Source organism: Curtobacterium sp. GD1, assembly GCF_020882855.1.
In the GTDB taxonomy this organism is placed as follows: Bacteria; Actinomycetota; Actinomycetes; order Actinomycetales; family Microbacteriaceae; genus Curtobacterium.
The window spans coordinates 1-24,294 of record NZ_JAFEVQ010000016.1 but is presented as its reverse complement, the minus strand read 5'-3'; the positions used below and the strand labels follow the sequence as shown (position 1 = coordinate 24,294).

Sequence of the window (24,294 nt, the reverse complement as noted above, 5' to 3'; positions counted from 1 at the left end):
CGCGGGTGGCGTGCTGCTCAGTGCGCCACCCGCGGCTCCCCGTGGTCGACTCAGTGCGCGGCGTGCGCCACCGAGACCGTGAACGACGTGTGCGCGTGCTCCTGGGTCACGGTGAGGCGGTGCGACCACGCACCGCTGATCGTGATCGTGTCCTGGGCGCCGGTCCGGGTGACGTGGTCCGACGTGACGTTGCTCGTGACCGTGGACACGTCGCCGCCCTCGTCGGGAGCCTTGATGACGTTGCCCTCGGCGTCGACCGCGACCCCGGTGACGATGAGCTGCTCGAGCCGGACCGCCGGGACGGTCTTGACGACCGTCGCCTTGCTCGTGGGGGTCAGCCGTTGGCGGACGACACCGTTCGGCGCGATGTACCAGATCGGTGCGGTCGTGTTCGGCTGCGAGACGTACGTCCGCACGCCGACCGCTGCCCCCGGGACCACGGTGAGCTCCACGTACGCGTGGGCCTCGACGCCGTTGCGGAGGGCGACGACCTGGAAGTCCCAGATGCCGCTCTCGACCCCCGTGCCGGACAGGACGCCGGTGTTCGTGTTCACCGAGAAGTGGTCGGACGCGCGCGGCGAGTCCGCCGTCGGCCCGGCCGGCTCGTCCATCGCGTAGGCGACCGACCCCGCCTTCGCGTTGGTGGTGAAGGTGTGCGAGAACGCCTTCCCCGCGGTCGCGGTCAGCGCGATCGGGTGGGCGGCGGAGGAGCTCTGCGTGAAGGCGAGCGGCGCGGGCGTCGCCGCGGCGTGCTGGCTCGTGACCGTGGTGCTGGCGGATGCGGCGTCGACGCCGAGGACGGCGGTCGAACCGGCTGCGGCGGCGGCGACCGCGACGGCGGTGACGAGGGCCGCGCGACGGCGCGACGACGTGGTGGTGTTCATGAGATCCCCTGGTCGTTCTGTGCAGGGCGGCGATCCGCTCCTGTCAGCGACGACGGTACGACCGCAGGCGTCCCCGGGGCATTCCGGTTCACTCAGGCGTGCCGACGATGACGGGAGGCGCGGTGCCAGCTGGCACCGCGCCTCCCGGTCCGCCGGACGGTCGCGTCTCAGGCGCGACGGCGACGCAGCCGGTGGACCAGCAGTCCGCCGCCGGCGGCGAGCAGTCCGAGCGCCCAGGCGAGGGGACCCGAGGTCTCCGCGCCAGTGTAGGCGAGACGGCCGGAGCCCGTGTCCGTGGTGGCTCCCGCCGTCGCCGCGGTCGGGGTGACGTCGAACCGGATGTCCTGCGTGCGGTCCTGGTACGCGACGGTCACGACGTGCGGCGACGCGTGCTCGAACGTGACCCAGGTCGCGGCGGTGCTCGGGTCGTACGCGATCCGGTCACTCGCGACGTCGCTCGTGATGGTCAGGTCGTCGTGGTCGGCGACGGCGTTCCCGTAGGCGTCCACCGGCACCGCGAGCACGAGCATGCGCTGCCCCTGTCGTGCGGGGACCGCGTCGACGACCTCCGAACCGCCGTCCGGGGTGATGTGCGTGATCGTGTCGCCGTCGACCGCCCAGGTCTCCGACTCCGGGTCCCGATCGGACGGCAGGACCGCGACGACGAGCTTCGCGAAGGCCGCGGGCGACACGGTGACCTCGACGTTCGCGACGGCCTCCTGCCCGCCGCTCGTCGCGACGACCTGGAAGCGGAACGACGTCGCCGCCGTGCCGGTCCCGGTGAGCACGCCCGTGGTCGGGTCAATGGCGAGGTCGAGCCCGTTCCGGGCGTAGGTGTCGTCGAAGGGCTCGCCCTGGACACCGCGGAGCTCGTAGCGGAGGTCGGACGGGTCGGTCGCTCCCGACACGTCGAACGTCCGCGTGAACTGCTCGCCCGCGGTCGGGTCGATGGCGATCGGGGCGTCGGCGGACGACGGGTCGACGAAGGCGAACGGTTCGTCGGCGACCACGACCGTGAAGGACGTGGACACGCCGCCCTCGGAGACGGTCACCGTGCGGGTGCCGGCCTCGGTGAAGGTCACGAGGTTCGCACCCGCCGGGTCCCACACCGCACGGTCGGACGCCACGGTGCTCGTGACGGTCGACCGGGGGTAGTCGTCGTCCTGGTCGCTCCCGGTCACGCGGTTGCCGTAGGCGTCGACCGCGAGACCAGCCAGGGAGAGGGTCGTCCCGGTCGCGACGGGGACGTCGGAGACGATGCGGACTCGTCCCTTGCCGACTGCTTCCTCCCAGATCGTGCCGTCCGGCTCGACCTGCCACAGGCCGGAGGTCTCCTGCGCGGCGACCGAGAAGGTGACACCGACCGGGGCACCGGGCTTCACCGTGAGCTCGACGTACTCGACGGCGGTCTCGGAACCGCTCGTGGCGATGACCTGGAACGTGTAGGTCCGCAGGGCGTACCGAGGCGACCCGGACAGCGTGCCGGTGGTCCCGTCGAACGAGAAGTCGCTGTTGAAGTCGCCCTGGCCGATGACCGGGCTGCCGTTCGCGCCGCGCACCTTGTACGACACGGTGCCCGACCCGCCCGTCGCGGTGAACGTCCGGGACACGGTGTCGCCCACCGTCGCGGTGAGGACCAGCGGGGCGTCGGCGCTCGTGCCCTCGGGGAAGTCGAGCGCCGCGGCGGCGGACTGCTCCGGAGCCTCCTCGGCCGACGCGGTCGCCGCGGTCGCCGCGGGTGCGGTCGTGGTGGCGGACGGCTCCGGTGCCGCTGTCGGGTCCGTGGGCGCGTCGGGCGTCGGGGCCGGCTCGGGCGACTCGGCGGGGTCGTCGGTGACCACGGGGGGAGTCGTCCCCGTCTCGTCGGCGGTGGCCGACGTCGGGTCGCTCGTCGCGCCTCCCGAGCCGTCGGACGTGCCGGTCGTGACGCTGGTGGCGGGCGTGAGCGGTGTCGGAGCCTCGTCGGCCATCGCGCTCGTCGCGCCGATGCCGAACGCCGAGGAGGCGGTGACGATGGCGACGGCTGCGCCGATGGCGGCGCCGCGTCGGACACTGGCGGTGCAGGACTGCTTCATGGGATCCCCCTGGATGCTGTGCGGGGCACCGGGAGGTGCCCTCATCCTGGAGGTGTCGCGGCGCCGACGATCCTGACGACCCGGTACGTCTCGGTCCGGTAACGACGACGGAGCGACCGGTCGGTCGCGCTCGGGTCGGTCGCCGTCGGGTCAGTCGCCGACGGTCGGTCGCGCTCGGATCGGTCGCCGACGGTCAGTCGCCGACGGTCGCGGCAGCGCGCTCGAGGGCCGAGCGGAGGGCGCGGACCGCCGGCGACGAGGACCCGGCCGCTCGGACCACCGTGAAGATCGTCCGCCGCGGGTGCTCTGGCAGCTCCACCAACCGGCACGTCGTGGTCCGGCCCGTCCACATGAGGTCCGGCATGAGGCTCGCGGCGTTGCCGGACTCGACGAGCCGGATCTGCGTCTGCAGGTCGGCGGTCTCGTACCGCACGTCGGGCTCGAAGCCCCAGCGACGGCAGACCTGCTCGGCGAAGTGCCGCGACGCGGTCCCTCGAGGCTCCATCACCCACGGCAGCGCCGCGGCGTCCTCGATCGACGACACCGGCGCGAGGGCCGTGTCGACCGGGGGCAGCGCCAGACGGACGGCGTCGGTCGTGAGGTCCTCGCGCTGCAGTCCGGGGAGCCGCGGTGCCGCGTGCGCGGGGTACTGCTCGGCGATGACCATGTCGAAGTCCCGGATCCACGTCTCGTGCAGTGCGGTCTCCGGCTCGCGCTGCACCATCTCGATGCGGACGTCCGGGTGCTCGGTCGCCATCGCGTGCAGGGCGTTCGGCATCAGGGCGAGCGCCGCGGACTGGAACACCGCCACCCGGATCCGACCCTGCACGGTCGGCATGGTCTCCTCGACCTCGGACTGCGCCCGCTCGAGGACGTCGAGCACGTGCCCCGCGGCCTGGACGAGCACCTCGGCCTGCGGGGTGAGCTGGAGCCGCCGTCCGGCCTTGCGGAGCAGGGGCACGCCGGCCTCGCGTTCCAGGGCGGAGAGCTGCTGCGAGACGGCCGACGGCGTGAAGTTCACGGCCTCGGCCACAGCGGCGATCGTGCCACGGATCGAGAGCTCCCGGAGGAGGACCAGGCGGCGGACGTCGAGCATGCCAACACTTTAGTGTCGCTGATGGGTATCCGTCACGAAACGTTGCTTCCGCTTCAGCATGGCGGGCTCCACACTGATGCCATGACGACCCTGCACGAGCACCCCGCCACCGACCACGACGCCCTCGCGGACCAGTCCGTCGCGCTCGTGCGACAGTGGCTCGCCGAAGCCGAGACCTACCCGGTCGACGGCTCGGCGAAGCAGCTCGCCGGAGTGCTCGCCGACCCCGCCGGCCTCGACTTCGCCGTCGGGTTCGTCGACGGCGTCGTCCGCCCCGAGGACCTCGGCGTCGCCGCACGCAAGCTCCGTGCGATCGCGCCCGGTGCGCCCGGCTTCCTGCCCGCCGCGCTCCGCGGGCTCGTCCGACTCGGCGGCGGGATGGCACCGGCACTGCCCGGCGTCGTCGTCCCGATCGCCCGCCGCGTGCTCCGCGACATGGTCGGCCACCTCATCGTCGACGCGACCGACGCCAAGCTCGGGCCGGCCATCGCGAAGATCAAGCGCGACGGCGTCCGGCTCAACGTCAACCTGCTCGGCGAGGCCGTCCTCGGCGAGGGCGAAGCAGCCCGCCGACTCGAGGGCACGCACAAGCTCCTCGCCCGCGACGATGTCGACTACGTGTCGATCAAGGTCTCCTCCACCGTGCACCCGCACTCCCCGTGGGCGTTCGACCACGCGGTCGAGGACATCATCGAGAAGCTCCGCCCGCTGTTCCGCCGTGCCGCATCGGCGTCCCCGGCGAAGTTCATCAACCTCGACATGGAGGAGTACAAGGACCTCGACCTCACCATCGCGGTCTTCACGAAGCTCCTCGACGAGCCGGAGTTCCTCGGCCTCGAAGCCGGCATCGTGCTCCAGGCGTACCTGCCCGACGCGCTCGCCGCGATGGAGCACCTGCAGGAGTGGTCCGCCGCCCGCCGTGCCCGCGGCGGCGCCGGCATCAAGGTCCGCCTCGTCAAGGGCGCCAACCTGCCGATGGAGCAGGTCGAGGCGTCGGTGCACGGCTGGCCGCTCGCCACCTGGCACACCAAGCAGGACTCCGACACCAACTACAAGCGCGTGCTCGACTGGGCGCTGACGCCGTCGCGCATCGAGAACGTCCGCGTCGGGGTCGCCGGCCACAACCTCTTCGACGTCGCGCACGCCTGGCTGCTCGCCGGGGAGCGCGGGGTCCGGGACGGCATCGAGTTCGAGATGCTGCTCGGCATGGCGCAGGGGCAGGCTTCTGCGGTCAAGAACACCGTCGGATCGCTCCTGCTCTACACGCCCGTCGTGCACCCGCAGGAGTTCGACGTCGCGATCGCGTACCTGATCCGCCGCCTCGAGGAAGGCGCGTCGCAGGAGAACTTCATGTCCGCGGTGTTCTCCCTCGTGTCCTCGCCCGCCCTGTTCGCCCGCGAGGAGGAGCGCTTCCGCACGTCGCTCGCCCCCCTCGCCCTGCCCGGTGGGCTCGATGCCCCCGCATCCCACCGCGTCGCCGACCGCTACGCCGCCGTCGGTCGCCCCGGCCCGGGGCACTTCGAGAACACGCCGGACAGCGACCCGTCGGTCGCCGCGGTGCGATCGTGGGGTGCGGCCATCACGGACCGGGTCGCGTCGTCGACGCTCGGCGTCCGTGCCGTCCAGGAGGCGCGGGTCGGTTCCGCCACGGCGCTCGACTCCGCGCTCGGTCGCGTCCGGGACGCCGGTGCCGTCTGGGGGACCTGGTCCGGTGCCGCGCGTGGCGCGGTGCTCCACGCCGTCGGCGACGCACTCGAGGCGAACCGCGCGGCCCTCGTCGAGGTGATGGCGTCCGAGACCGGCAAGACCATCGACCAGGCCGACCCCGAGGTGTCCGAGGCGATCGACTTCGCGCACTTCTACGGTTCGCTCGCGTCCGAGCTCGACGAGGTCGACGGTGCGTCCTTCACCCCGGCCGCCCTCACGCTCGTCGCGCCGCCGTGGAACTTCCCGGTCGCGATCCCCGCCGGGTCCACCCTCGCCGCGCTCGCCGCCGGGTCCGCCGTCGTGCTGAAGCCCGCGCCGCCCGCCGAGCGCTCCGGTGCCGTCCTCGCGTCGATCATCGAGACCGCGCTCGACGCCATGGGCGCACCGGCCGACGTGCTCGCGTTCCTGCAGGTGTCGGAGAACGACCTCGGGCAGCAGCTCGTCGCGTCGCCGCTCGTCGACCGGGTGATCCTCACCGGGGCGTACGAGACCGCTTCGCTGTTCCGGTCCTTCCGGCCGGACCTGCCGCTGCTCGCCGAGACCTCGGGCAAGAACGCGATCATCGTCACCCCGTCCGCCGACCTCGACCTGGCCGTGAAGGACGTCGTCGCCTCGGCCTTCGGGCACGCGGGGCAGAAGTGCTCGGCCGCATCCCTCGTCGTGCTCGTCGGCTCCGTCGCCACCTCGCGGCGCTTCCGCTCGCAGCTCATCGACGCGGTGTCGTCGCTGACCGTCGGCTACCCGACCGACCCCACCACGCAGATGGGGCCGGTCATCGAGCCCGCCGCCGGCAAGCTCCTGGACGGCCTGACGACACTCGGCGCGGGGGAGTCGTGGGCGGTACAGCCCGCGAAGCTCGACGACTCCGGCACGCTCTGGAGCCCCGGTGTCCGTGACGGTGTCCGCCGCGGGTCGGCGTTCCACCGCACGGAGTACTTCGGGCCGATCCTCGGCATCATGACCGCGCGCACGCTCGACGAGGCGATCGACATCGTCAACGAGGTCGACTACGGCCTCACCTCGGGCCTGCACTCCCTCGATCGCGCCGAGATCGGTACCTGGCTCGGGCGCATCGAGGCGGGCAACCTCTACGTCAACCGTGGCATCACGGGCGCGATCGTCCGACGCCAGCCGTTCGGCGGGTGGAAGAAGTCGGCCGTCGGTGCCGGGACGAAGGCCGGTGGGCTGAACTACCTGCTCGGGCTCGGGTCCTGGGCGCCTGCTCCGGCCGCGTCCGGTTCGTCTCCCTCGTCCGCGGTCGCCGCGTTCGTCCGTGCCGCCGGGGTGGCGTCGCCGTCGCTCGACCGGGCCGTGGCGTCCGACGAGCAGGCGTGGGCGTCGCTGTTCGGCACGGCGACCGACGTGTCCGCGCTGACGGCGGAACGGAACATCGCGCGCTACCTGCCGTACCCGGCGGTGCGGGTGCGCCTGGCTGCCTCTGCCTCCGATGACGGGGTCGCCGATCTGGTCCGCGTCGTCGCGGCGTCCGTCCGCGCCGGTACGACGATCGACGTCTCGACCGTGTCGACCCTGCCGTCCGGTGTCGCATCGGCCGTCCGGGCACTGCCGAACGTCCGGTCGCTGACGCAGTCGCACTCCGACGCGGCGTTCGCGTCGGCGGTGGCGAGTGGTCCGTCCGGTCGCGTGCGGCTCATCGGTGGCGACACGTCGGCGCTGTACACGGCGATCGGTGGTCGGCCGGACGTGGCCGTGTACGGGGAGCCGGTGACCGAGGCCGGGCGTCTCGAGATCCTGCCGTTCGTGCGGGAGCAGGCCGTGTCGATCACGGCGCACCGCTTCGGCACGCCGAACCACTTGACGGACGACCTGATCTAGCGCGGCGGCCGCGCCGCGCCGCGTTGCGTCTGCCCGGCGGCGCGTCGACTGCGGCGCACAACCAAAGCGCTCCCGAACCACGCGAACCCGCGGTTCGGGAGCGCTTCGGTTGTTCGGGGACGATCCGCGCCGGGCGGCGTCAGGCGGTCACGGGCCCCGGTGCAGGAGCAGCTCGATCAGGGTCAGGCCGGGACCGACGATGAAGAGGCAGCCGATCACCCGGATGAAGCCCGGCGTGATGATCGAGGCCGCCCAGCGGTCGCCCTGCAGCTGTTCCAGCTTCCGGCCCCAGCGGGCGAACTGCTTCGGGAACACGAGCAGCACGACGCCGTACGCCATGAGGACGATCGAGATCCAGAACCATGAGCCCACGGGTCGACCCTCCGGCTGTCCGGTCGCCGCACGGTCGGGGCGTCCGGTCAGGTGGGGCGCGTTGCGTCGGGGTGGGCCGGACCCTGTCGGCCCCTTCCCTGAGGAGCACTCCCGTGACCGAACCGTTCGCCCGACCCACCGCACTCGCCCACGTCCGCGTGACCGTGACCGACATCCACCGCAGCAAGGCCTTCTACCAGCAGCTGCTCGGGACCGACCCGGCGATCGACTTCAGCGACCAGATCGACGAGCCGGGCGTCCGCGAGGACCGGGAGCGCTTCTACGGCGGCAGCGTCTTCCGGCTCGGCGACCAGGTGTTCGGGCTCCGTCCAGTCGCGCCGGCGGGCCAGCGGTTCGACTCGGAGACGGTCGGCCTCGACCACGTGAGCTTCGTCGTCGGGTCGGTGGACGAACTCCACGAGGCGGCCGCGCGACTCGACGCGGCCGGGGTGGAGCACGGCGAGGTGACCGACCTCGGTGACGCGGGCATGGTCATCCTGTCGGTGCAGGACCCCGACGACATCAACCTCGAGCTGGCGGCGTTGAAGGGCTGACGCGAGCTATCCTCGACGCATGCGCATCGTGCGGGTCATCGGCCGGGGGATCGGCTTCGTGCTGTCGACCATGGTGAAGGTGATCGGGACGCGCAACGGCCACGACCCGGCCGGTGACGACCTCGCGGTGCGGCTCAACAACCCCCGCCGCGAGGACTACCGCCCCTGAGGCTCGGGCTCGGGTGACCGTGCGGGCGTCGCCATCGTGGCGGTGACGAGCTCGCGCAGGTCGTTCGGGAGGGGGATCGGCCGACGGGCGCCCTCACGGTCGATGATGACGTGCGCGAACTCCCCGGTCGCGAGCAGCGCGCCGTCGGACTGCCGGAACAGGCCGAACTCCCACGACAGGCTCGTGTTCCCGAGGTGCTTCGACCGCATCCCGACCTCGATGACGTCGGGCCACACCGCCGACTCGACGAACCGGCAGCTCGACGACACGAGCACGGCGATCCACTCGGACGCGAACGGGTCGAGGCCGGCTTCCTCGCGGAACCAGTAGGTGGCCGCGTTGTCCATCGCGCTGTAGTAGATCGTGTTGTTCACGTGCCCGAACATGTCGTTGTCGTTCCACCGGGTGGGGTAGAGCCGGACGAAGGGGTAGTCGGCGATGGTCATCGGGCTCCTGTCGTGGTCGGTCGGAGGACGTACTCGAACGTGGCTCGTGCGCGCTCGGGGTCCGGCGTCTGGCCGGAGATGAGGTCGGCGTACGTGAAGGACTCGGAGATCCGGACGAGCAGCCGGGCGAGCTCCTCGGCGGAGAGCGGCGTCGGGTCGAACGCACCGGCGACGCGTTGCTCCTCGACGAGGGCGGTGACCCGGCCGACGAACCGGCTCTGCACGTCGCTCTCGGTGGTGGTCAGCAGACGGAGTGCCCGTGCGGGCTCGCGGGTGAGGAAGGACCGGAAGTAGGGCGCGTCGATCAGGTCCGCCGTGAACCGGTCGAGCACGTCGATGATGCGCGGGGCTCCGGCGGGAGCAGCCGCGGCGGCAGCCGCGTCGAACGTCGGCACGGCGAGGGACCAGAGGATCTCGGACAGCAACCGGTCGCGGTTGCCCACCCACCGGAACAGCGACGTGCGGTCCACGCCGAGCGAGGTGGCGAGCGCGCCCATGTCGATGCGTGAGCCGGCGATGAAGGTGTGTCGCGCCTCCCGGAACGCGCGCAGCGCAGAATCCGATGTGTACACGCGCTCCTCCCTTGCAACGTTTCGCAGAATGATGCACGATCAGTGTATGTCACTGACGACGGCCATCCCCGCGCTCCTCGAGTCCGACTTCTACCGGTTCCAGGAGGGGTTGACCGACCAGGAGCGCGAGTCACTCGGACGGCTGCGCACGTACCTCGAATCCGACGTGCGCCCGATCGCGGACGAGTACTGGGCGCGCGCCGAGTTCCCGATGCAGGTGATCAAGCCGCTGTCCGAGCTCGGCATGTACGGGCCGGGCATCCCGCTCGTCCGGCAGTTCGAGAACTCGGCGGTGTACCGCGGGTGGGCGGCGCTCGAGCTCGGGCGTGTGGACGCCAGCGTCGCGACGTTCATCGGGGTGCAGTCCGGCCTGGCGATGAACTCGATCGCGGTGGCCGGCAGCGACGAGCAGCAGCAGGAGTGGTTGCCGCGCATGGCCTCCGGCGAGCTCGTCGGGGCGTTCGGGCTGACCGAGCCGCTGTCCGGCAGCGACTCCGCTCGGGGGCTCCGCACGACGGCCCGGCGCGACGGTGACACGTGGGTGCTGGACGGCGAGAAGCGTTGGATCGGCAACGCGACCTTCGCGGACGTCGTCGTGATCTGGGCGAAGGACGTCGCCGACGGTCAGGTGAAGGGCTTCCTCGTCACGACGGACACGCCGGGGTTCACGGCGACGAAGATCGAGGACAAGATCGCACTCCGCGGGGTGCAGAACGCCGACATCGTCATGACCGGCGTCCGGGTGCCGGAGTCGCGACGACTGCAGCACGCCGACTCGTTCCGCGCGACCGCCGAAGTGCTCCGCCTGACCCGCACCGAGGTGGCGTGGCAGGCGATCGGCATCGCGGTCGGCGCCTACGAGGCCGCGCTCGACTACGCCCGGTCCCGCGTGCAGTTCGGCAAGCCGATCGCAGCGCACCAGATGGTGCAGGACCTGCTCGTGAAGTCCCTCGCGAACATCACCGCGTCGATCGCACTGTGCACGCAGGCGTCGGCGATGCAGGACGCCGGCACCGGGGCAGACGAGCACTCGGCGATGGCGAAGGCGTTCGCGACGGCGAAGATGCGCGAGACCGTGGGGTGGTGCCGCGAGGTGCAGGGCGGCAACGGGATCGTGCTCGAGAAGGGTGTCGCCCGGTTCTTCGCGGACGCCGAGGCGATCTACTCGTACGAGGGGACGCGCGAGGTGAACACGCTCATCGTGGGGCGGGCGATCACAGGGCAGGCTGCGTTCGTCTGAGGGGCGGGCCGGGCTGGGGCGCGTGTTCGCGACGTTCCGCGTGTCGATCGACGCGCGGAACGTCGCAAGCCGTGCGGTCACGGTCGGGCCGCGGGTGATGGGTGCGGTGATCGACATTCCACGCGTCGATCGACTCGTGCCGTGTCGCGGATCGCGTGTGACACGCCGCGCGCCGGCACCCCGCGCGCCCGCGCGGCGCCCGCCCCGCTACCCGAGCAACTCCGGCCGCCGCCACTCGCCCCCGAGCACGTGCTGCTCGAGGAACGCGAACACCGTCTCGTACCAGACGACCGAGTGCTGCGGCTTGAGCACCCAGTGGTTCTCGTCCGGGAAGTACAGGAACCGGTGCGGCATCGTCCCGTCGTCCGCCGCGTGGTGCTCCGCCAACTCCGACCAGAGACGCAGCCCCTCGCCGATCGGCACCCGGTAGTCCTTGTCGCCGTGGATCACGAGCATCGGTGACGTGATGTCCGCGACGAACCGGTGCGGGTCGTTCTCGTGCAGCCCGGTCTCGTCGAAGATCGACTGCCAGTACTGCGACATGTCCGTCGTGCCGTTGAACTGGTCGAGTGCCCAGAGGCTGGCGTGCGTGACGATCGCCCGGAACCGGTCGGTGTGCCCGGCGACCCAGTTCGCCATGTAGCCGCCGAAGGACCCGCCCATCGCGGCCGTCCGGGTCTCGTCGACGTCGTCACGGGCGACGACCGCGTCGGTGATCGCCATGAGGTCGGTGAACGGAGCCTGCCCCCACGCGTTCCAGCCGCGGTTGATGAAGTCGAGTCCGTACCCGGTCGACAGTGCGGGGTCCGGCAGCAGCACGGCGTACCCGCGGGCCGCGGCGAGCTGCGGGTTCCACCGCCAGGACCACTGGTTCCACGAGTTGAGCGGACCGCCGTGGATCCAGAGCAGCAGCGGATGCGGGGCGGTTCCGGCGTCGTCGTTCGGCAGGAGGAGCCAGCCGCGGACGCGGGAGCCGTCGGCCGCGGTCGTCTCGACCTCTTCGAGGTGGCCGGGCACCTCGGGCAGCGGCGCCGGGGTCGCCAGGGTCGCCAGGGTCGTCACGGTGCCGTCGGCCTCGATCCGGACGGGGTGCAGCGGCGCGGCCCAGGAGGCACGGAGCGCCACCACGGTCCCGCTCGCCGCCGCCACGCGCAGGCTCGAGTACGCCCAGTCGTCGTGGGTGAGCTGTTCGACGGCGCCGCCGTCGAGCGGGAGCCGGAACACCGGCGCGCGACCGTCGTGGTCCGCCGTCGCCAGGAGCGCACCGTCGTCGTGCGCGAACACGAGCTCGTTCGGCCAGCGGTCCCACTCGACCGCGATCCGCCGTGCGTCGGACAGTGCGGACCCGTCGAGCCGGGCGACCCAGATCTCCTGCTCGGTCGCACCGCGGGGTGTGAACCGCTCGGTCCGGACCCATGCCAGCGTCTGGCCGTCGCGGCTGATCGTCGGCATCTCGTGGTCGACATCGGGGTCGTCGAGCAGCACGGTGCGCGTGCCCGTCGCGACGTCGAACGCGACGATCGTCGAACGGGACCCGCGGGCTTCCTGCACACCGACCGTGGCGACGACGACCGAGCCGTCCGGCGTGAGGACCCCGTCGACGTGTTCGAGGGATCGCCCCGGAGCGGGGGTGAGGTCGGTGAGCGCGGGGAGGTGCGCCGGGTAGGACGGTCCGGCCTCGTCATCGGAAGGATCGGTGGCGGTCGCCGACGGTGTGGTCGCCTGCTCCTGCAGCGTGCCGAGGTCGAGCGTCAGCACGTGCGTCTCGTCGGGGCCGAGGTCGTGGTCCCAGAACCGGACCGGGTACGTCTCGTGCAGGATCGCCTGCACCTTCCGGTCCTTCCGGCGTCCGCGCAGCTCGGCGTCGGCGGCGACCACGCCGGTCCGGTCGGTGCCGGCACCCGGCAGCAGCCCGGCCGTGACCGCGATCGTGTCCGAGTGCGATGCGGTGCCGAGGACGCCACCGACCCCGCCCGCGAGCTTCGTGACCGGTCGTGCCTCACCACCGGCGGCGGGGAGGACCCAGAGCTGCGCGGCGTCGCTGTCCTTGTCGCCGTCGCCGTCGGGGCGGCCGGAGACGAACAGCAGGTCACCGGTGCGCGTGAACGAGACGCCGCCTTCGCCCTTGGCCGAGCGCGTCAAGCGCACCGGAGCGGCCGCAGCGTCCGAGGTTCCGGGGACCGCCCAGACCGACCGCCGGTAGCCCGTGCCGTCGGCGTCGAGCACGCTGACGGTCAGCGCGACCCGGGAGCCGTCCGGACTCACCGCGATCCCGTCCACGCGGGGGAGGGCTGTGTACTGGTCGAGGTCCGAGAACGGCGTCGTCATGCACCCACGCTAGCGGCGCTCCCGGAACCCGACACGGTCACTCGGCGGTCTGTGGAGAACTCACGCCCAGAACGCGGCGATGCCCTCGGCCACGGCAGCGCCCTGCGTCCGTCCGGCATCGGCGGCGGGTGCCTGCGTGGACAGCGAGAGCGAGTTCGTGCCGAAGGCCTGCTGCGAGGTGCTGTCCGCGACGACGACCTCGACCGAGCTGCCGGCCGCCCGGAGCCCCTCGACCGCGACGTCGAGCCACGGCCCGAGCGGCGACGGCCCCTCGGGTCCGCACGCGATCACGAGGACGCGTTCGTACCCGGCGGCGACGTCGGCGTTCGTGGCGGAGCGCATGCCCCCGTCGACGTAGGGACGGCCCTCGATCCCGACCGGTGACCAGACGAGCGGCACCGAGCAGCTCGCGGCGACGGCGCGGGGGAGCGGCACGGCGTCGGCCGCGGTGAGCACGCGGAAGGTGCCGTCGGTCGCGTCGATCGCGGTGAGGGCGAGCGGCTTCGCCGGCCACTCCGACGACGGGAGGGTCTCGGCGAAGGTGGCCGTGCGCTCGTCGTCGGTCTGCCCGTCGGTGGTGCGCTGGGCGAGGAGGCCCAGTCGGGCGCGGGCGTCCTGGTCGGACGACGCTCCCTCGAGCACGGCGCCGATGCGCTGCTGGAAGTCCTCGCCGTCGATGGGGACGGGCTCCTCGTAGGTCGTCGGGACGGCTGCGTGCTGCTGGTCGTACGCCTGCTGCACCGCGCCGTAGCGCACGAAGGTGCCGACGACGCTGCCGGCGCTGGACCCGACGACGAGATCCGCGGCGTCGAGGTCCACCCCGGCGTCCTGCAGGGCGGACAGCACCCCGAGTTCCCAGGCGATGCCGGCGACGCCACCACCGCCGAGGACGAGTGCTCTGGTTCCGGGCGCAGGCGTGGAGACGTCGGTCATGCGTCCTGCTTACCAGGTGCAGACGACGCGCAGGGGCGCGCAACGCGACCTGTGGAGAGCGACCGAGCGCGGCACCGGTCGTGCGCACGGGAGGTCGGGAGGCGCGGTGCGGGCCCGCACCGCGCCTCCCGAACCGTGGTGGGTGCGCTGGGTCAGACCCCCGCGGTCGAGCGGATCCAGCTGGCGGACTGGGTGAGGACGGCGTAGTTCGAACCGGCGTGGGTGTTCGCGCCGGGGTCGGCGACGTCGCCGGTCGAGCAGACGCCGACGACCTTGCCGTTCACGACGAGCGCGCCGCCGGAGTCGCCGTGGTTCGAGGCACCGGTCACGCCGGTGACGTGCTGCGCGCGTCCGCCGTACGCGTCCGTCGAGCTCCCCGTGAGGTTGACGGTCGCCTGGTAGAGCCCGGTCGTCGGCACGCTGTTCGCACGGTTGCCGTAGCCGAGGATCGTGCCGGTGCCGGAGCTCTTCGTGGTGTACCCGAGGTCGAGCTGGGCGTACGAGGAGAGGGTCTTCGGCGTGCTGAGGTGCACGAGCGCGATGTCCCCGGACGGCGCGGAGTAGAGCCGGTCCGCCGCGGTCGCCGCGCCCCGGTTCGTCGTGCTGTTCGAGTGGTAGACGTTCATCGCGGTGGTGCCGTCGACGCAGTGCTCGGCGGTGAGCACCCACGAGGCGTTGAGCTGTTCGCCGGTGCACCCGTACGTGCCGGTGCCGCCCTGCTGGAAGACGAGCTGCACCTCCCACGGGGTGCTCGGTGCCTGCTCGCCGCCGATGACCTGCGGTGAGACGGTGGCGGCGCTCGCTGCGGTCGCGCCGAGGCCACCGCCGAGCAGGGTCATGGCCGCGGCTGCTGCGGCGGCTCCGGCGAGGGCGAGGCCTCTGAGGTTCGTTCGCTGCTTCATGGCCCGATCGTGCTCGCCCCCTGTTCAGGGGTCAAGTCCGCGTTGCAGGGGACAACAACGTCACCCTGTGGACAACTCCGTCAGCGTCGGTGGGGTGTCCTAGCGTCGTCGACATGACAGGGGACCAGGCCACGACGGGTCGTGGGCGACGCCGGGCCGGAGCGGTCGTCTGGCCGATCGTGGTCGCGACGGCGCCGACCGCTGCCTTCCAGCTGCCGAACCTCGTCGTGGCTCCGGGGGTGAAGGTCTCGCTCGTCGTGTTCGGGCTGGTCGTGCTGGCGGCCGCGGTGGTCGTGCAGGTCGTCCGCGCCCGACGGGCCGAGGCGTCGGTCACGGCTGCGGCGGCGGTGGCGCGGTCGACCGAGCTCGAGCAGGGGACGGCCGTCCGGTACGCGTTCGGGCAGCTCGCCACGCGGCTCGCCCGGTTCGCCGAGCTGCGCCGGCGGGACCGCCGGCAGGAGTTGCCGGCGTTCGCGGACCGGGTCGCCGTGGCGCTCGCGTTCTACCTGCTCCCCGGTGTGCCCGACGTCCGTGCGAACGTCTACCAGCTGTCGGAGGACCTGCGGGGCCTCGAACCCATCGGTCACGGGGGTGCGGAGGACACCGCCGGCGTGTTCCGGGCGGGGACCCCTTACGGCGACCGCAACCTCGACTGGGTGTTGGTCGGCGGCGGCCCGCGGGTGGTCGGCGACCGTGCCACCGACGTCGACGCCGACGAGGACCTGCCGGGGTTCGAACCCCGCTACCGCTCGTACGTCTCGGTCGTGATCCGGTCGGAGGAGTACTCGTTCGGCATGCTCACCGTGGACTCGCCGGCGCCGGACGCGTTCACCGACCTCGACGCCAAGTACGTCGCGCTGATGGCCTCGTTCATGGCCATCGCGTTCTCGCTCGCGACCCCGTTCCCGGACCGCGACCGCAACCGCAGGAAAGGCCTGTGATGCGCACACGATTTGTCGGACGCTCGACGTACCATCCCCACATGACCATCGTGACCCCCGAACCGAAGCCCTTCGGTCGGTCCCGGGTGTACACCCCGAACTGGACCGACGACACGACCGACGCCGACTACGAAGACCTCGAGGTCATCGCCGCGAACATCGAGCGGGAGCGGGTCGCTGCCCGCCGCCGCTTCGAGGCACGCCTCGCCGCTGCACTCGCCCGCTGAACCAGCCCCGCGGCGCCGACCACCGGAGCGCTGCGTCCACCCGACCCGGGCGGACGCAGCGCTTCGTCACTCCGCGCTGACGTCGATCAGCACCTTGCCGACGGTGTCCTGCTCGACGGCGTCGTGCGCTGCCGCGGTGTCCTCCAGGGCGAACCGCACGAGCGGCAGGCCCGCGTCCTCGCCGACGGAGAGCACACCGTCGCGCAGTGCCGCGGTGACGTCCTCGGCCGCTGCCGCGAGGGCCTCGTCGCCGATCGTGTACAGCAGCAGGAACTGGTAGCGGGCGTTGACGCTCATGTTCGGGCGGATCGGCAGGGTGGCTTCGTCGCCGCCGTTGTTCGCGTAGATCGACACGACGCCGTGGTTCGCCAGGACCTCGGCGACGAGCCCGGCGTTCTGCGGGATCGAGACCTCGACGACGATGTCGACACCGTCGGGGGCGATCTCGCGGATCCGCGCGCCGGCGTCCTCGTCGCGGTAGTTCACCGTGTGGTGCGCACCGGCGGCGGTGGCGAGCGCGGCCTTCGCGTCCGAGCTGATGGTGGTGACCACGGTGGCGCCGGCCCAGCGTGCGAGCTGGATCGCCGCGTGTCCGACGGCTCCCGCACCGCCGGCGACGAGCACCGTCTTGCCGTCGAGGGCTCCCGGAGCGAGCCGGTCCGGACCGTGCTCGTGCGTCGTGAGGGCACGGTGCGCGGTCATCGCCGGGACCCCGAGCGAGGCGCCGACGTCGAAGCTCGTGCCCTCCGGCAGCGGGACGACACGGGCGGCGGGCACGACGGTGTGCTCCTGGGCGGTGCCGGTCGGGCGACTCGCAGCCGCCATGTACAGCCAGACGTGGTCACCGACGGACAGTCCGTCGACACCCTCGCCGACCGCGTCCACGACTCCGGCGCCGTCCTGGTTCGGCGTGATCTCGGGGAACGGCAGGCCGTCGCCGTACGTGCCGCCGGCGCGGGCCTTCCAGTCGGTCGGGTTGACGCCAGAGACGACGACACGGACACGGACCTCGCCGGGACCGGGATCCGGGAGCGGACGCTCCTCGAGGGTCAGGACGGACGAGTCACCGGGCTTCGAGTAGACGACTGATCGCATGTCCCCAGGCAACCACGGTGCATCTGTGCGCCATCCGGTCGAGCGGCTGGACCGGAGCTTGACGCGTTGCACGTGGTTGTAGAAGGAGACAGCGCAATCGTTCAGCGACGCCCCGATCGCCAGCCGGCGAGCGCGGCCTCAGTGGTGTCAAGAAGATTCCGCCAATGCGGGCTCCAACCCTCCACAGGGCTGGTTTCTGCTTTCGAGCGAAGTAAGGCGCCCAATTGTGCCTTCGAAGAATCTTTGACATCGAAGGCAATGACCACGCCACCGGCATCGATCATCCAGCTATCGAACCAGCCGGGATGTTCGGACTGCGCCTCCGCGAGGAGGAGGTCGGGGAACAGACCCTCAACAGCGAACCCTGCACGAGCGATCACCCAATCTACGTTGGCTTCGAACCCGCTGCCGTGATTACCGAGATATTGTTGCACTTCCCGGATCGCTTTTCGCCCCGCATCGTCGCCATCAAAGATCGAGACAACCGCAGTTTCGGGACGGATGTGACCGTAATTCGCCTTCAGGAAGCCTGCTAAGTTCTTCGTGCCACCAAATGCTCTGACCATTGCACCGCTAAGCAGTGGGTACTGCTTCTCGCCACCGAGGAGCGGAATAGCCCACTCGAGGAAAGTGACGTCGGTTGGCCCCTCGACAAAGATATTGTGATCCGAAAGACCGAAATAATCACTAAATCGGACTCCCAGTGATCCTCGGAGAGAGTTCGTCGCCTCCTCGGTGCTGCCGAACCGTTGCAGCGTCGTGAGGTGCTCCGCGCTGGTAGCGGTACCGACTATGGACGCCGTGGCACGCGGCACCATCGTCATCGCGTGAGTCGTTCGGATGACCTGACCGGACTTCTCGATTTCTGCCAAGAGTTGCAGAGCGGATGGGTAAAGCTCCGGGTGGAGGTAGCTTTCAGGCTCTTCAATAAGCCAAATGGATGAGAGGCCCTCGTGACGCTCCTGATGTGCAATCCAGGCAAAACAGGCGAGCATGGCCAGCGCCTGGATTCCTCGTCCTTTGTCGAAGGCGGAGGTGCGAGCCGGGTCGGAGAGCGTGAAATCGAAGTGCGACAGAAATCCGCCGATGCTTCCGTCATCGGTCTGCAGGTGGATGCCGAGTTGCGACAAACCGGAGGACTGGACAATCGTTGTCAGGCTCTCCGACACTGTCGAGAGCGCGCCCCGAATGGCTGATAATTCCGTCTCAAGCTGCCTGGCGACACTAGACTTCACCAGTGGGCTAACGATCTCTTTGAATAACTCGTCGCTACTATTTGAGGAGGGGACGAAATGAATCGCGGTCGAGCTTACGAGCGAATCAACAATTTCGTGTATGAGACGAGAGTGAGTCGACTGTTGATCTTTTGGAAGTCTTGAGGTGCTGTCGGACGAAAGGCGATACGAGGGGCTACCAGCGTTCGAAAAAATGAGCTGAAGGGATATCTCACCTTCATTGCGCGGGCGCGGCGGCACATATAGATCGAGAAGCTTCCCATATTTTATGAGGACCTCATCGTCTGCTTCGTGGTCACGATCGAACACCGCGACGAGGGTAGTTTGTTCGCGATTTTTCCCGAAGGTGAGGTCTCGCGAGCGAAGATACCCCTGATGGTTGTCGAATCCAGTGTAAAGCATCTGAATTGCGCGAAGAATATTCGTCTTTCCGGTGTTGTTGGGTCCCACGATGGTAAAGCCATCGTTGAACTCAACTGTTTGCTCCTCCGCGATTGTTCGAAAATTCCGGATTCGCAAGCTCTTGAGACGCACCTGATCCCCTTCAATAAGTCTCTTCGATACTTCCACATATTCACGTCGGGGTGAGCGATGCCCTGCGCCTAATTCGGGGGGTCACCGGGTGTCGTACTGCTCGCGGGAGACCGCGACGTCGTCCATGTGCGAGGTCGCCCAGTCCTCGAGCGGCTTCAGCACCTCGCGCAGGGACCGGCCGCGATCGGTCAGCTCGTACTCGACGTGCGGCGGGATCTCGGGGAAGACCGTGCGGGTGACGAGTCCGTCGCGCTCGAGCGCCCGGAGCGTCTGTGTGAGCATCTTCTGCGAGACGCCCTGCACGCGGGTGGCGATCGCCGAGTAGCGTGCCGGACCGTCGGCGAGGGTGCCGATCGTCAGGACGCTCCACCGGTCGCCGATGCGGTCGAGCAGCTGTCGCGAGGGACACTCGGCGGCGTAGGGGCTGTACTCGAGTGCTGACACGACGACCTCCGTTACGCACCGTGAGGTGCCTACTTACTCAAAGAGAGTAACGCTTGTACGGTGAGTGTCAACGTTCCACGAAAGGACTGCTCCATGACCAGCATCGTCGTCTTCGGTGGCACCGGCTACGCCGGCTCCGCCATCACCCGCGAGGCCCTCTCCCGCGGCATCGCCGTCACCGCCGTCGCCCGCGACACCTCGAAGCTCGAGCCGGCCGAGGGGCTCACCCTCGCGCAGGGTGATGCCTTCGACACCGACTTCGTCGCCGAGGTCACGAAGGGTGCGGACGTCATCGTCGTCGCGCTCCACGCGGTGCAGGCGGACGGCAGCGAGCTGAAGGACGCGTTCCAGCCGTTCGTCGACGCAGCCGCTGCTGCCGGTGCGCGCCTCGGCATCGTCGGCGGAGCCGGTTCGCTGCTCGTCGCCGAGGGTGGCCCGGCGCTGTACGACACGGCCGAGTTCCCCGACGCGTTCAAGGGCGAGGCGAAGAGCCACGGTCAGGTCCTCGAGGCTCTCCGCGCGTCGGACACCGACGTCGACTGGTTCTACGTGAGCCCGGCGGCTGCATTCGGTGGCTACAACCCCGGCGAGCGTCGTGGCACCTACCGCACCACCGACGATGTCCTGCTCACCGACGCCGACGGCAACTCGGACATCTCCGGCGAGGACTTCGCGATCGCCTTCGTCGACGAGATCGCTTCGCCGGCGCACCACCAGGCGCGCTTCGGGGTCGCCTACTAGGCGGTTCGGTTCGCCTCCGCACAACGGAAGTCACCCGGAACTGCGCCTCCGCGCGGTTCCGGGTGACTTTGCTTGTGCGGCGGGCGCGGGCGCGCAGCGCGCGCGGCGGTGTGCATGCGGGCGCGCAGCGCGCGCTCAGTGCGGAACCACGAAACCGACATGGAACCAGGCGGCGCGCCTGGTTCCACGTCGGTTCCGTGGTTCGACGCCACGCGGCAGTGCGGCCACGCGGCCACGCGGCGGCGCGAAGGCGCGGCGGCGTGCCGGCGGCGCGGGGCGCGGCGGCGCCGACGACGACGGCAGCAGCGAGCGCGCGCGCCCAGCGCGACCACGCGTCGGACGGGAGGCGCGGCGCCCGCCCGCACCGCGCCTCCCGTCCGACGCGTCAGCGGTGCCCGACGATCGACGGCACCGGCATGTGGTGCCGCATCCGCACCGCCAGGTGGAGCCCGCCGCGGCGGGCGAGCACGACGCCGACGACGGCCGCGGCCGCGGCCGGCACGCCTCCGGCGACGACCATCCCGACGTGGGCCCCGAAGTGGTCGACCACCTGGCCCATGAGGGGGCCGCCGATCGCCTGCCCGCCGAGCAGCACGAGGACGTAGAGCGACATCACCCGGCCTCGGATCGCCACGTTCGAGGACAGCTGCACGAGCGAGTTCGACGCGGTCTGGAAGAGCAGCTGCGACATCCCGACGGCGACGAGCGCGACGGTGAACGGCGCGATGACCGGGATCGAGCCGGAGATCACGAGCAGGATCCCCGTCCAGAACACCCCGCCGACGATGGTGCGGAGCCGGACGGTGGCGCGCCGCGTCGAGAGCAGTGCGCCGGCCAGCGCGCCGATCGCGACGGCGGAGTTGAACACGCCGTAGCCACCGGCGCCGACGTCGTACACCTCGGACGCGAAGGCCGACAGCAGCACCGGCATCGTCAGCGCGAAGACCGAGAAGAACGCCACGAGGATGACCGGCACGATGATGGTCGGCTTCCGGACGGCGTAGCGGAGGCCCTCGACGAGCTGCCCCTTCCCGCGTGGTGCCGGGGGTGTGCGGTGGAGCTCCGAGACCTTCAGGAACCCGAGCGTCACCACCACGGCGACGCAGGCGATCGCGTTGACGCCGAACGACCAGCCGGCGCCGACCGCGACGAGCAGCGCTCCGGAGAGGGCGGGGCCGATCATGCCGCCGAGCTGGAAGACCGACGAGTTCACGCTGATGGCGTTGCGCAGGTGCTCGTGGCCGACGATCTCGGTGACGAACACCTGGCGTGCGGGGTTGTCGATGACGGTGACCATGCCGACGACGAACGCGATCGCCCAGATGTGCCACGCCTGCACCACCCCGGACAGCGTCAGGACCGCGAGCAGGGCCGACAGCACGGCGAACGAGCCCTGCGTGATCATCATCAGCGCGCGCTTGGAGAACCGGTCGACGAGCACTCCGCCGAGGAGCCCGAACAGCAGCATCGGCGCGAACTGGCACGCGACCGTGATGCCGACCTGCGCGACCGACCCGGTGAGCTGCAGGACGAGCCAGTCCTGCGCGATGCGCTGCATCCAGCCGGCGGTCATCGCGACGAGGTTCGTGGCGGTGAAGAGCCGGAAGTTCGGCACCGACAGGGCGATGAGGGTGTGGCGCCACGGCGGTCGGGTGGCCTGGATCGGCAGCGGTTCGGTGGGCGGGGGGAGGGTCGTCGATGACGCACTCACGAGTGGGGGTCTCCGGAGGTCGAGGTGGAGCAGGCGGGACTGTACCCACTCGAAACTAACTGCGCGCGCCCCATTCGATACCCCTATGGTGGCTATCACTCCATTGCGAAGTCGAATGGGGTCGTCACGACGAAGGGTGTCCGGTGCTGGATCCGGTTCTGCTGCAGACGTTCCTCGCGGTCGCCGAGACGGGGAGCTTCACCCAGGCCGGCGCCCGACTCGGGATCAGCCAGCCCACGGTGTCGCAGCACGTGCGGCGGCTCGAGACGGCCGTCTCGCGGACCCTCGTCGCGCGGGACACCCGGGGCGTGGCGCTCACCGACAACGGGGACGCGATGGCCGGGTTCGCGCGGACGATCCTCGCGGCGCACGCCACCGCCGACGCGTACTTCTCGGGAGCGGCGACCCGCGGGCGGCTCCGGTTCGGGGCGGCCGACGACCTGGCGATCACGCAGTTGCCCCGGATCCTGCGGGACTTCCGACGGCTGCACCCGCAGGTGAACCTCGAGCTGACGGTGAACCAGTCCTCACCGCTGCTCCGCCGGGTGCACGCGGGGCAGCTCGACCTCGTGTTCATCAAGCAGACCGCGGGGGAGTCCGCCGAGGGCACCCGCGTCGCGACCGACCAGATGGTCTGGATGGCGCAGGACGGCATCGCGCTGGAGCCCGGGGAGCCCGTGCCGCTCATCGCGTACCAGGCGCCGAGCATCAGTCGACAGATGGCGATCGACGCGCTCGAGTCCGCCGGACGCACGTGGCGGATCACCTGCAACACGCGCGACGTGAACGGGGTGCTCGCGGCCGTCCGCGCGGGGATCGGGGTCGCGGTGTTCCCGCACTCGCTCATCCCGGCGGACCTCGTGAAGGTGTCGCAGCGATTGGCGTTGCCGGACCTCCCGGCGGTCGACTACGTGCTGATCGCGAACCCGACGGTGCAGCGGGAACCGATCGACGCCCTGACGAACGCGATCCTGTCCCGCGGGGTGGTCCGCGCGGTGTGAGCGGCGGCGCGTGGTCGTTTCGTGAGCAGGAATGGTCGGGTCGGTGGCGCGCACCCGACCATTTCTGCTCACGAAACGCGCGGGGCGCGGGGCGCGGGGGCGCGCGCAGCGCGGCGCGCTACGGCGCGAGCGTCGGGACCGTCCCCGTCCCGGTGAGGTCCGGCAGCGTCACCCCGAGGACCGGCAGCACCGCCGAGGCCACGGCCCACACCAGCACGAGCGTCCCGACCCCGCCGAGCACGGCACCGAGGAGCGCGAGCGGCCGCTGCCACGTCGCCTCGGGCCGCCGCAGCGTCACGATCGAGAGCAGGAGCGCGAGCACACCGAGCACCAGCCCGACACCGTGCACCGTCGCGGGGGCGGTGAACCACCACGCGCCGAGTCCGAGCGTGGCGAGTCCGGCGAGGGCGCCGAGGACGGCCCCGGGAGTCGTCCCCACCCGCTGCGTCGTCCCGGCTGCCTGGAGGCGCGGCCCGCCCCCGCCACGCACCGTCACGGCAGCCGGGGTGGTCGCGTCCACCGCCGGGGGCGCGTCGGTCGCGGTCCTCGCGGTCGGCTTCCTCGTGCGCGAGGGCCGGGCGGGCCTCGCGGCCTTGGGGGCCTTCGAGGGCTTCGTGCCCTTCGGTGTTCGTGGGCTCGTCGACCGGCCGCGTCCCGTGTCCGAGCCGCGGGTCGGCAGGTCGATCAGGGGGAGCGCTTCGGTCGGCGGCAGTGCATCCGCACGGGGAGCCGGTGTCGAGCCCGGGCCCCCGGGCACAGGCGGAGCGATGACGGCGTCGAAGGCCGGAGCCGCAGCCGGAGCGGCGGTCGCCGGAGCCGCGGCGGTCGGAGCGGCGGGGCGCTGGTGGGCGAACCGGGCGGGGGTGCGGTAGCCGATCGGTCCCGAGGGAGCCGGTTCCGACCCCTCGACGACGACGTGCTCGAGGCCCGGCACGGAGAACCGGGGCTGACCGACGACCGGGACGCTCGGGCCCACCGGAACGACCGGCGCGTCGGGAGCGGGTGCGGCCCCAGGCGTGACGGACGCGGCACCGACGGCACCGACGGCACCGACGGCGTCGATCGGTGAGACCGGGGCGGGGCCGATCGAGGCCGTGTCGAACGGGACCGTGTGCACCGCGGGCGAGGTCGGAGCCGGGGGCAGGAGGTGCTCCTCCGGCGGGAAGTCGGGCACCACGATGTCGTCGTCGACGAGTGCCGGTGTGGCGGGCGGTGCGGGGAGCGTGCTGCCGGGGCCGGCCGTCTCCGGAG

The 24,294-nt window shown here is 71.1% G+C and carries 21 protein-coding genes and 1 pseudogene; 8 read left to right on the top strand and 14 right to left on the bottom strand.

Annotated features, from left to right (window positions below; all coding sequences use genetic code 11):
• Positions 1-50 precede the first annotated feature (50 nt).
• From JSX79_RS10480 to JSX79_RS10470, 3 genes are all read right to left on the bottom strand, one after another.
• Positions 51-884, bottom strand: coding sequence for a hypothetical protein (locus JSX79_RS10480; protein WP_229086116.1), 834 nt, complete (start codon positions 882-884; stop codon positions 51-53).
• A gap of 167 nt (positions 885-1,051) precedes the next feature.
• Entirely contained in the window at positions 1,052-2,959 is a 1,908-nt protein-coding gene (locus JSX79_RS10475; protein ID WP_229086114.1) for a hypothetical protein, read from the bottom strand.
• A gap of 193 nt (positions 2,960-3,152) precedes the next feature.
• The gene (locus JSX79_RS10470) at positions 3,153-4,055 is read right to left on the bottom strand and encodes a LysR family transcriptional regulator (protein ID WP_070418601.1); all 903 of its coding nucleotides are present in this window, start codon (positions 4,053-4,055) and stop codon (positions 3,153-3,155) included.
• An 81-nt stretch (positions 4,056-4,136) separates the two neighbouring features.
• On the opposite strand from JSX79_RS10470, the gene JSX79_RS10465 reads away from it, so the two are divergent.
• Positions 4,137-7,598 (top strand): bifunctional proline dehydrogenase/L-glutamate gamma-semialdehyde dehydrogenase, encoded by a 3,462-nt coding sequence (locus tag JSX79_RS10465; protein ID WP_229086112.1) that lies wholly within the window; start codon positions 4,137-4,139, stop codon positions 7,596-7,598.
• A gap of 147 nt (positions 7,599-7,745) precedes the next feature.
• On the opposite strand, the gene JSX79_RS10460 is transcribed toward JSX79_RS10465, so the two are convergent.
• Entirely contained in the window at positions 7,746-7,970 is a 225-nt protein-coding gene (locus JSX79_RS10460) for a hypothetical protein (protein WP_229086111.1), read from the bottom strand.
• 113 nt (positions 7,971-8,083) lie between these two features.
• On the opposite strand from JSX79_RS10460, the gene JSX79_RS10455 reads away from it, so the two are divergent.
• Together JSX79_RS10455 and JSX79_RS10450 are read left to right on the top strand one after the other, a co-directional pair.
• On the top strand, positions 8,084-8,524 hold the full coding sequence (locus JSX79_RS10455; protein ID WP_071296676.1) for a VOC family protein: 441 nt from the start codon (positions 8,084-8,086) through the stop codon (positions 8,522-8,524).
• Between the two features lie 19 nt (positions 8,525-8,543).
• On the top strand, positions 8,544-8,693 hold the full coding sequence (locus JSX79_RS10450; protein WP_229086109.1) for a hypothetical protein: 150 nt from the start codon (positions 8,544-8,546) through the stop codon (positions 8,691-8,693).
• Here the strand turns inward: JSX79_RS10450 and JSX79_RS10445 are convergent.
• On the bottom strand, positions 8,681-9,139 hold the full coding sequence (locus JSX79_RS10445; RefSeq protein WP_229086108.1) for a thioesterase family protein: 459 nt from the start codon (positions 9,137-9,139) through the stop codon (positions 8,681-8,683). The genes JSX79_RS10450 and JSX79_RS10445 overlap by 13 nt on opposite strands.
• Positions 9,136-9,711, bottom strand: coding sequence for a QsdR family transcriptional regulator (locus JSX79_RS10440; protein WP_092387686.1), 576 nt, complete (start codon positions 9,709-9,711; stop codon positions 9,136-9,138). Before JSX79_RS10440 ends, JSX79_RS10445 begins: the two co-directional genes overlap by 4 nt.
• 46 nt (positions 9,712-9,757) lie before the next feature.
• On the opposite strand from JSX79_RS10440, the gene JSX79_RS10435 reads away from it, so the two are divergent.
• Positions 9,758-10,951, top strand: a complete 1,194-nt coding sequence (locus tag JSX79_RS10435; RefSeq protein WP_229086107.1) for an acyl-CoA dehydrogenase family protein — start codon at positions 9,758-9,760, stop codon at positions 10,949-10,951.
• 207 nt (positions 10,952-11,158) lie between these two features.
• On the opposite strand, the gene JSX79_RS10430 is transcribed toward JSX79_RS10435, so the two are convergent.
• The 3 genes from JSX79_RS10430 to JSX79_RS10420 form a co-directional block, all read right to left on the bottom strand.
• Positions 11,159-13,279 carry an alpha/beta fold hydrolase gene (locus JSX79_RS10430; protein WP_229086105.1) on the bottom strand — a complete coding sequence of 707 codons (2,121 nt, stop codon included), beginning with the start codon at positions 13,277-13,279 and terminating at the stop codon, positions 11,159-11,161.
• Positions 13,280-13,339: 60 nt separating this feature from the next.
• On the bottom strand, positions 13,340-14,212 hold the full coding sequence (locus JSX79_RS10425; protein ID WP_092387682.1) for a patatin-like phospholipase family protein: 873 nt from the start codon (positions 14,210-14,212) through the stop codon (positions 13,340-13,342).
• 152 nt (positions 14,213-14,364) lie between these two features.
• The gene (locus JSX79_RS10420) at positions 14,365-15,114 is read right to left on the bottom strand and encodes a S1 family peptidase (RefSeq protein WP_229086103.1); all 750 of its coding nucleotides are present in this window, start codon (positions 15,112-15,114) and stop codon (positions 14,365-14,367) included.
• Positions 15,115-15,227: 113 nt separating this feature from the next.
• Here JSX79_RS10420 and JSX79_RS10415 point away from each other — a divergent pair, with 113 nt between their 5' ends.
• A complete protein-coding gene (locus tag JSX79_RS10415; RefSeq protein ID WP_229086101.1) occupies positions 15,228-16,055 on the top strand; it encodes a GAF domain-containing protein in 828 nt (275 codons plus the stop codon).
• A gap of 41 nt (positions 16,056-16,096) precedes the next feature.
• Positions 16,097-16,282 carry a hypothetical protein gene (locus JSX79_RS10410; protein ID WP_022907754.1) on the top strand — a complete coding sequence of 62 codons (186 nt, stop codon included), beginning with the start codon at positions 16,097-16,099 and terminating at the stop codon, positions 16,280-16,282.
• A 66-nt stretch (positions 16,283-16,348) separates the two neighbouring features.
• Here JSX79_RS10410 and JSX79_RS10405 read toward each other — a convergent pair whose 3' ends face one another.
• From JSX79_RS10405 to JSX79_RS10395, 3 genes are all read right to left on the bottom strand, one after another.
• On the bottom strand, positions 16,349-17,377 hold the full coding sequence (locus tag JSX79_RS10405; protein WP_229086100.1) for an NADPH:quinone reductase: 1,029 nt from the start codon (positions 17,375-17,377) through the stop codon (positions 16,349-16,351).
• A gap of 101 nt (positions 17,378-17,478) precedes the next feature.
• A complete protein-coding gene (locus tag JSX79_RS10400) occupies positions 17,479-19,182 on the bottom strand; it encodes an ATP-dependent endonuclease (RefSeq protein WP_229086098.1) in 1,704 nt (567 codons plus the stop codon).
• 45 nt (positions 19,183-19,227) lie between these two features.
• Positions 19,228-19,590 carry a helix-turn-helix domain-containing protein gene (locus tag JSX79_RS10395; protein ID WP_229086096.1) on the bottom strand — a complete coding sequence of 121 codons (363 nt, stop codon included), beginning with the start codon at positions 19,588-19,590 and terminating at the stop codon, positions 19,228-19,230.
• Positions 19,591-19,683: 93 nt separating this feature from the next.
• Between JSX79_RS10395 and JSX79_RS10390 the strand changes: the two genes are divergently transcribed.
• On the top strand, positions 19,684-20,331 hold the full coding sequence (locus tag JSX79_RS10390) for an NAD(P)-dependent oxidoreductase (protein ID WP_070418613.1): 648 nt from the start codon (positions 19,684-19,686) through the stop codon (positions 20,329-20,331).
• A gap of 385 nt (positions 20,332-20,716) precedes the next feature.
• On the opposite strand, the gene JSX79_RS10385 is transcribed toward JSX79_RS10390, so the two are convergent.
• Positions 20,717-22,042, bottom strand: coding sequence for an MFS transporter (locus JSX79_RS10385; protein ID WP_229086094.1), 1,326 nt, complete (start codon positions 22,040-22,042; stop codon positions 20,717-20,719).
• A gap of 143 nt (positions 22,043-22,185) precedes the next feature.
• Here JSX79_RS10385 and JSX79_RS10380 point away from each other — a divergent pair, with 143 nt between their 5' ends.
• Positions 22,186-23,043, top strand: a complete 858-nt coding sequence (locus JSX79_RS10380; protein ID WP_070418614.1) for a LysR substrate-binding domain-containing protein — start codon at positions 22,186-22,188, stop codon at positions 23,041-23,043.
• Positions 23,044-23,161: 118 nt separating this feature from the next.
• Here the strand turns inward: JSX79_RS10380 and JSX79_RS10375 are convergent.
• Positions 23,162-24,294 (bottom strand): annotated as a pseudogene (locus tag JSX79_RS10375) (hypothetical protein); the annotation flags it as partial.

Excerpts from the sequence above, each read along its gene's own strand:
- JSX79_RS10480 (WP_229086116.1), bottom strand. The coding sequence starts at position 884 with ATGAACACCACCACGTCGTCGCGCCGTCGCGCGGCCCTCGTCACCGCC.
- JSX79_RS10475 (WP_229086114.1), bottom strand. The coding sequence starts at position 2,959 with ATGAAGCAGTCCTGCACCGCCAGTGTCCGACGCGGCGCCGCCATCGGC.
- JSX79_RS10470 (WP_070418601.1), bottom strand. The coding sequence starts at position 4,055 with ATGCTCGACGTCCGCCGCCTGGTCCTCCTCCGGGAGCTCTCGATCCGT.
- JSX79_RS10465 (WP_229086112.1), top strand. The coding sequence starts at position 4,137 with ATGACGACCCTGCACGAGCACCCCGCCACCGACCACGACGCCCTCGCG.
- JSX79_RS10450 (WP_229086109.1), top strand. The coding sequence starts at position 8,544 with ATGCGCATCGTGCGGGTCATCGGCCGGGGGATCGGCTTCGTGCTGTCG.
- JSX79_RS10445 (WP_229086108.1), bottom strand. The coding sequence starts at position 9,139 with ATGACCATCGCCGACTACCCCTTCGTCCGGCTCTACCCCACCCGGTGG.
- JSX79_RS10435 (WP_229086107.1), top strand. The coding sequence starts at position 9,758 with ATGTCACTGACGACGGCCATCCCCGCGCTCCTCGAGTCCGACTTCTAC.
- JSX79_RS10430 (WP_229086105.1), bottom strand. The coding sequence starts at position 13,279 with ATGACGACGCCGTTCTCGGACCTCGACCAGTACACAGCCCTCCCCCGC.
- JSX79_RS10425 (WP_092387682.1), bottom strand. The coding sequence starts at position 14,212 with ATGACCGACGTCTCCACGCCTGCGCCCGGAACCAGAGCACTCGTCCTC.
- JSX79_RS10420 (WP_229086103.1), bottom strand. The coding sequence starts at position 15,114 with ATGAAGCAGCGAACGAACCTCAGAGGCCTCGCCCTCGCCGGAGCCGCC.
- JSX79_RS10415 (WP_229086101.1), top strand. The coding sequence starts at position 15,228 with ATGACAGGGGACCAGGCCACGACGGGTCGTGGGCGACGCCGGGCCGGA.
- JSX79_RS10410 (WP_022907754.1), top strand. The coding sequence starts at position 16,097 with ATGACCATCGTGACCCCCGAACCGAAGCCCTTCGGTCGGTCCCGGGTG.
- JSX79_RS10405 (WP_229086100.1), bottom strand. The coding sequence starts at position 17,377 with ATGCGATCAGTCGTCTACTCGAAGCCCGGTGACTCGTCCGTCCTGACC.
- JSX79_RS10390 (WP_070418613.1), top strand. The coding sequence starts at position 19,684 with ATGACCAGCATCGTCGTCTTCGGTGGCACCGGCTACGCCGGCTCCGCC.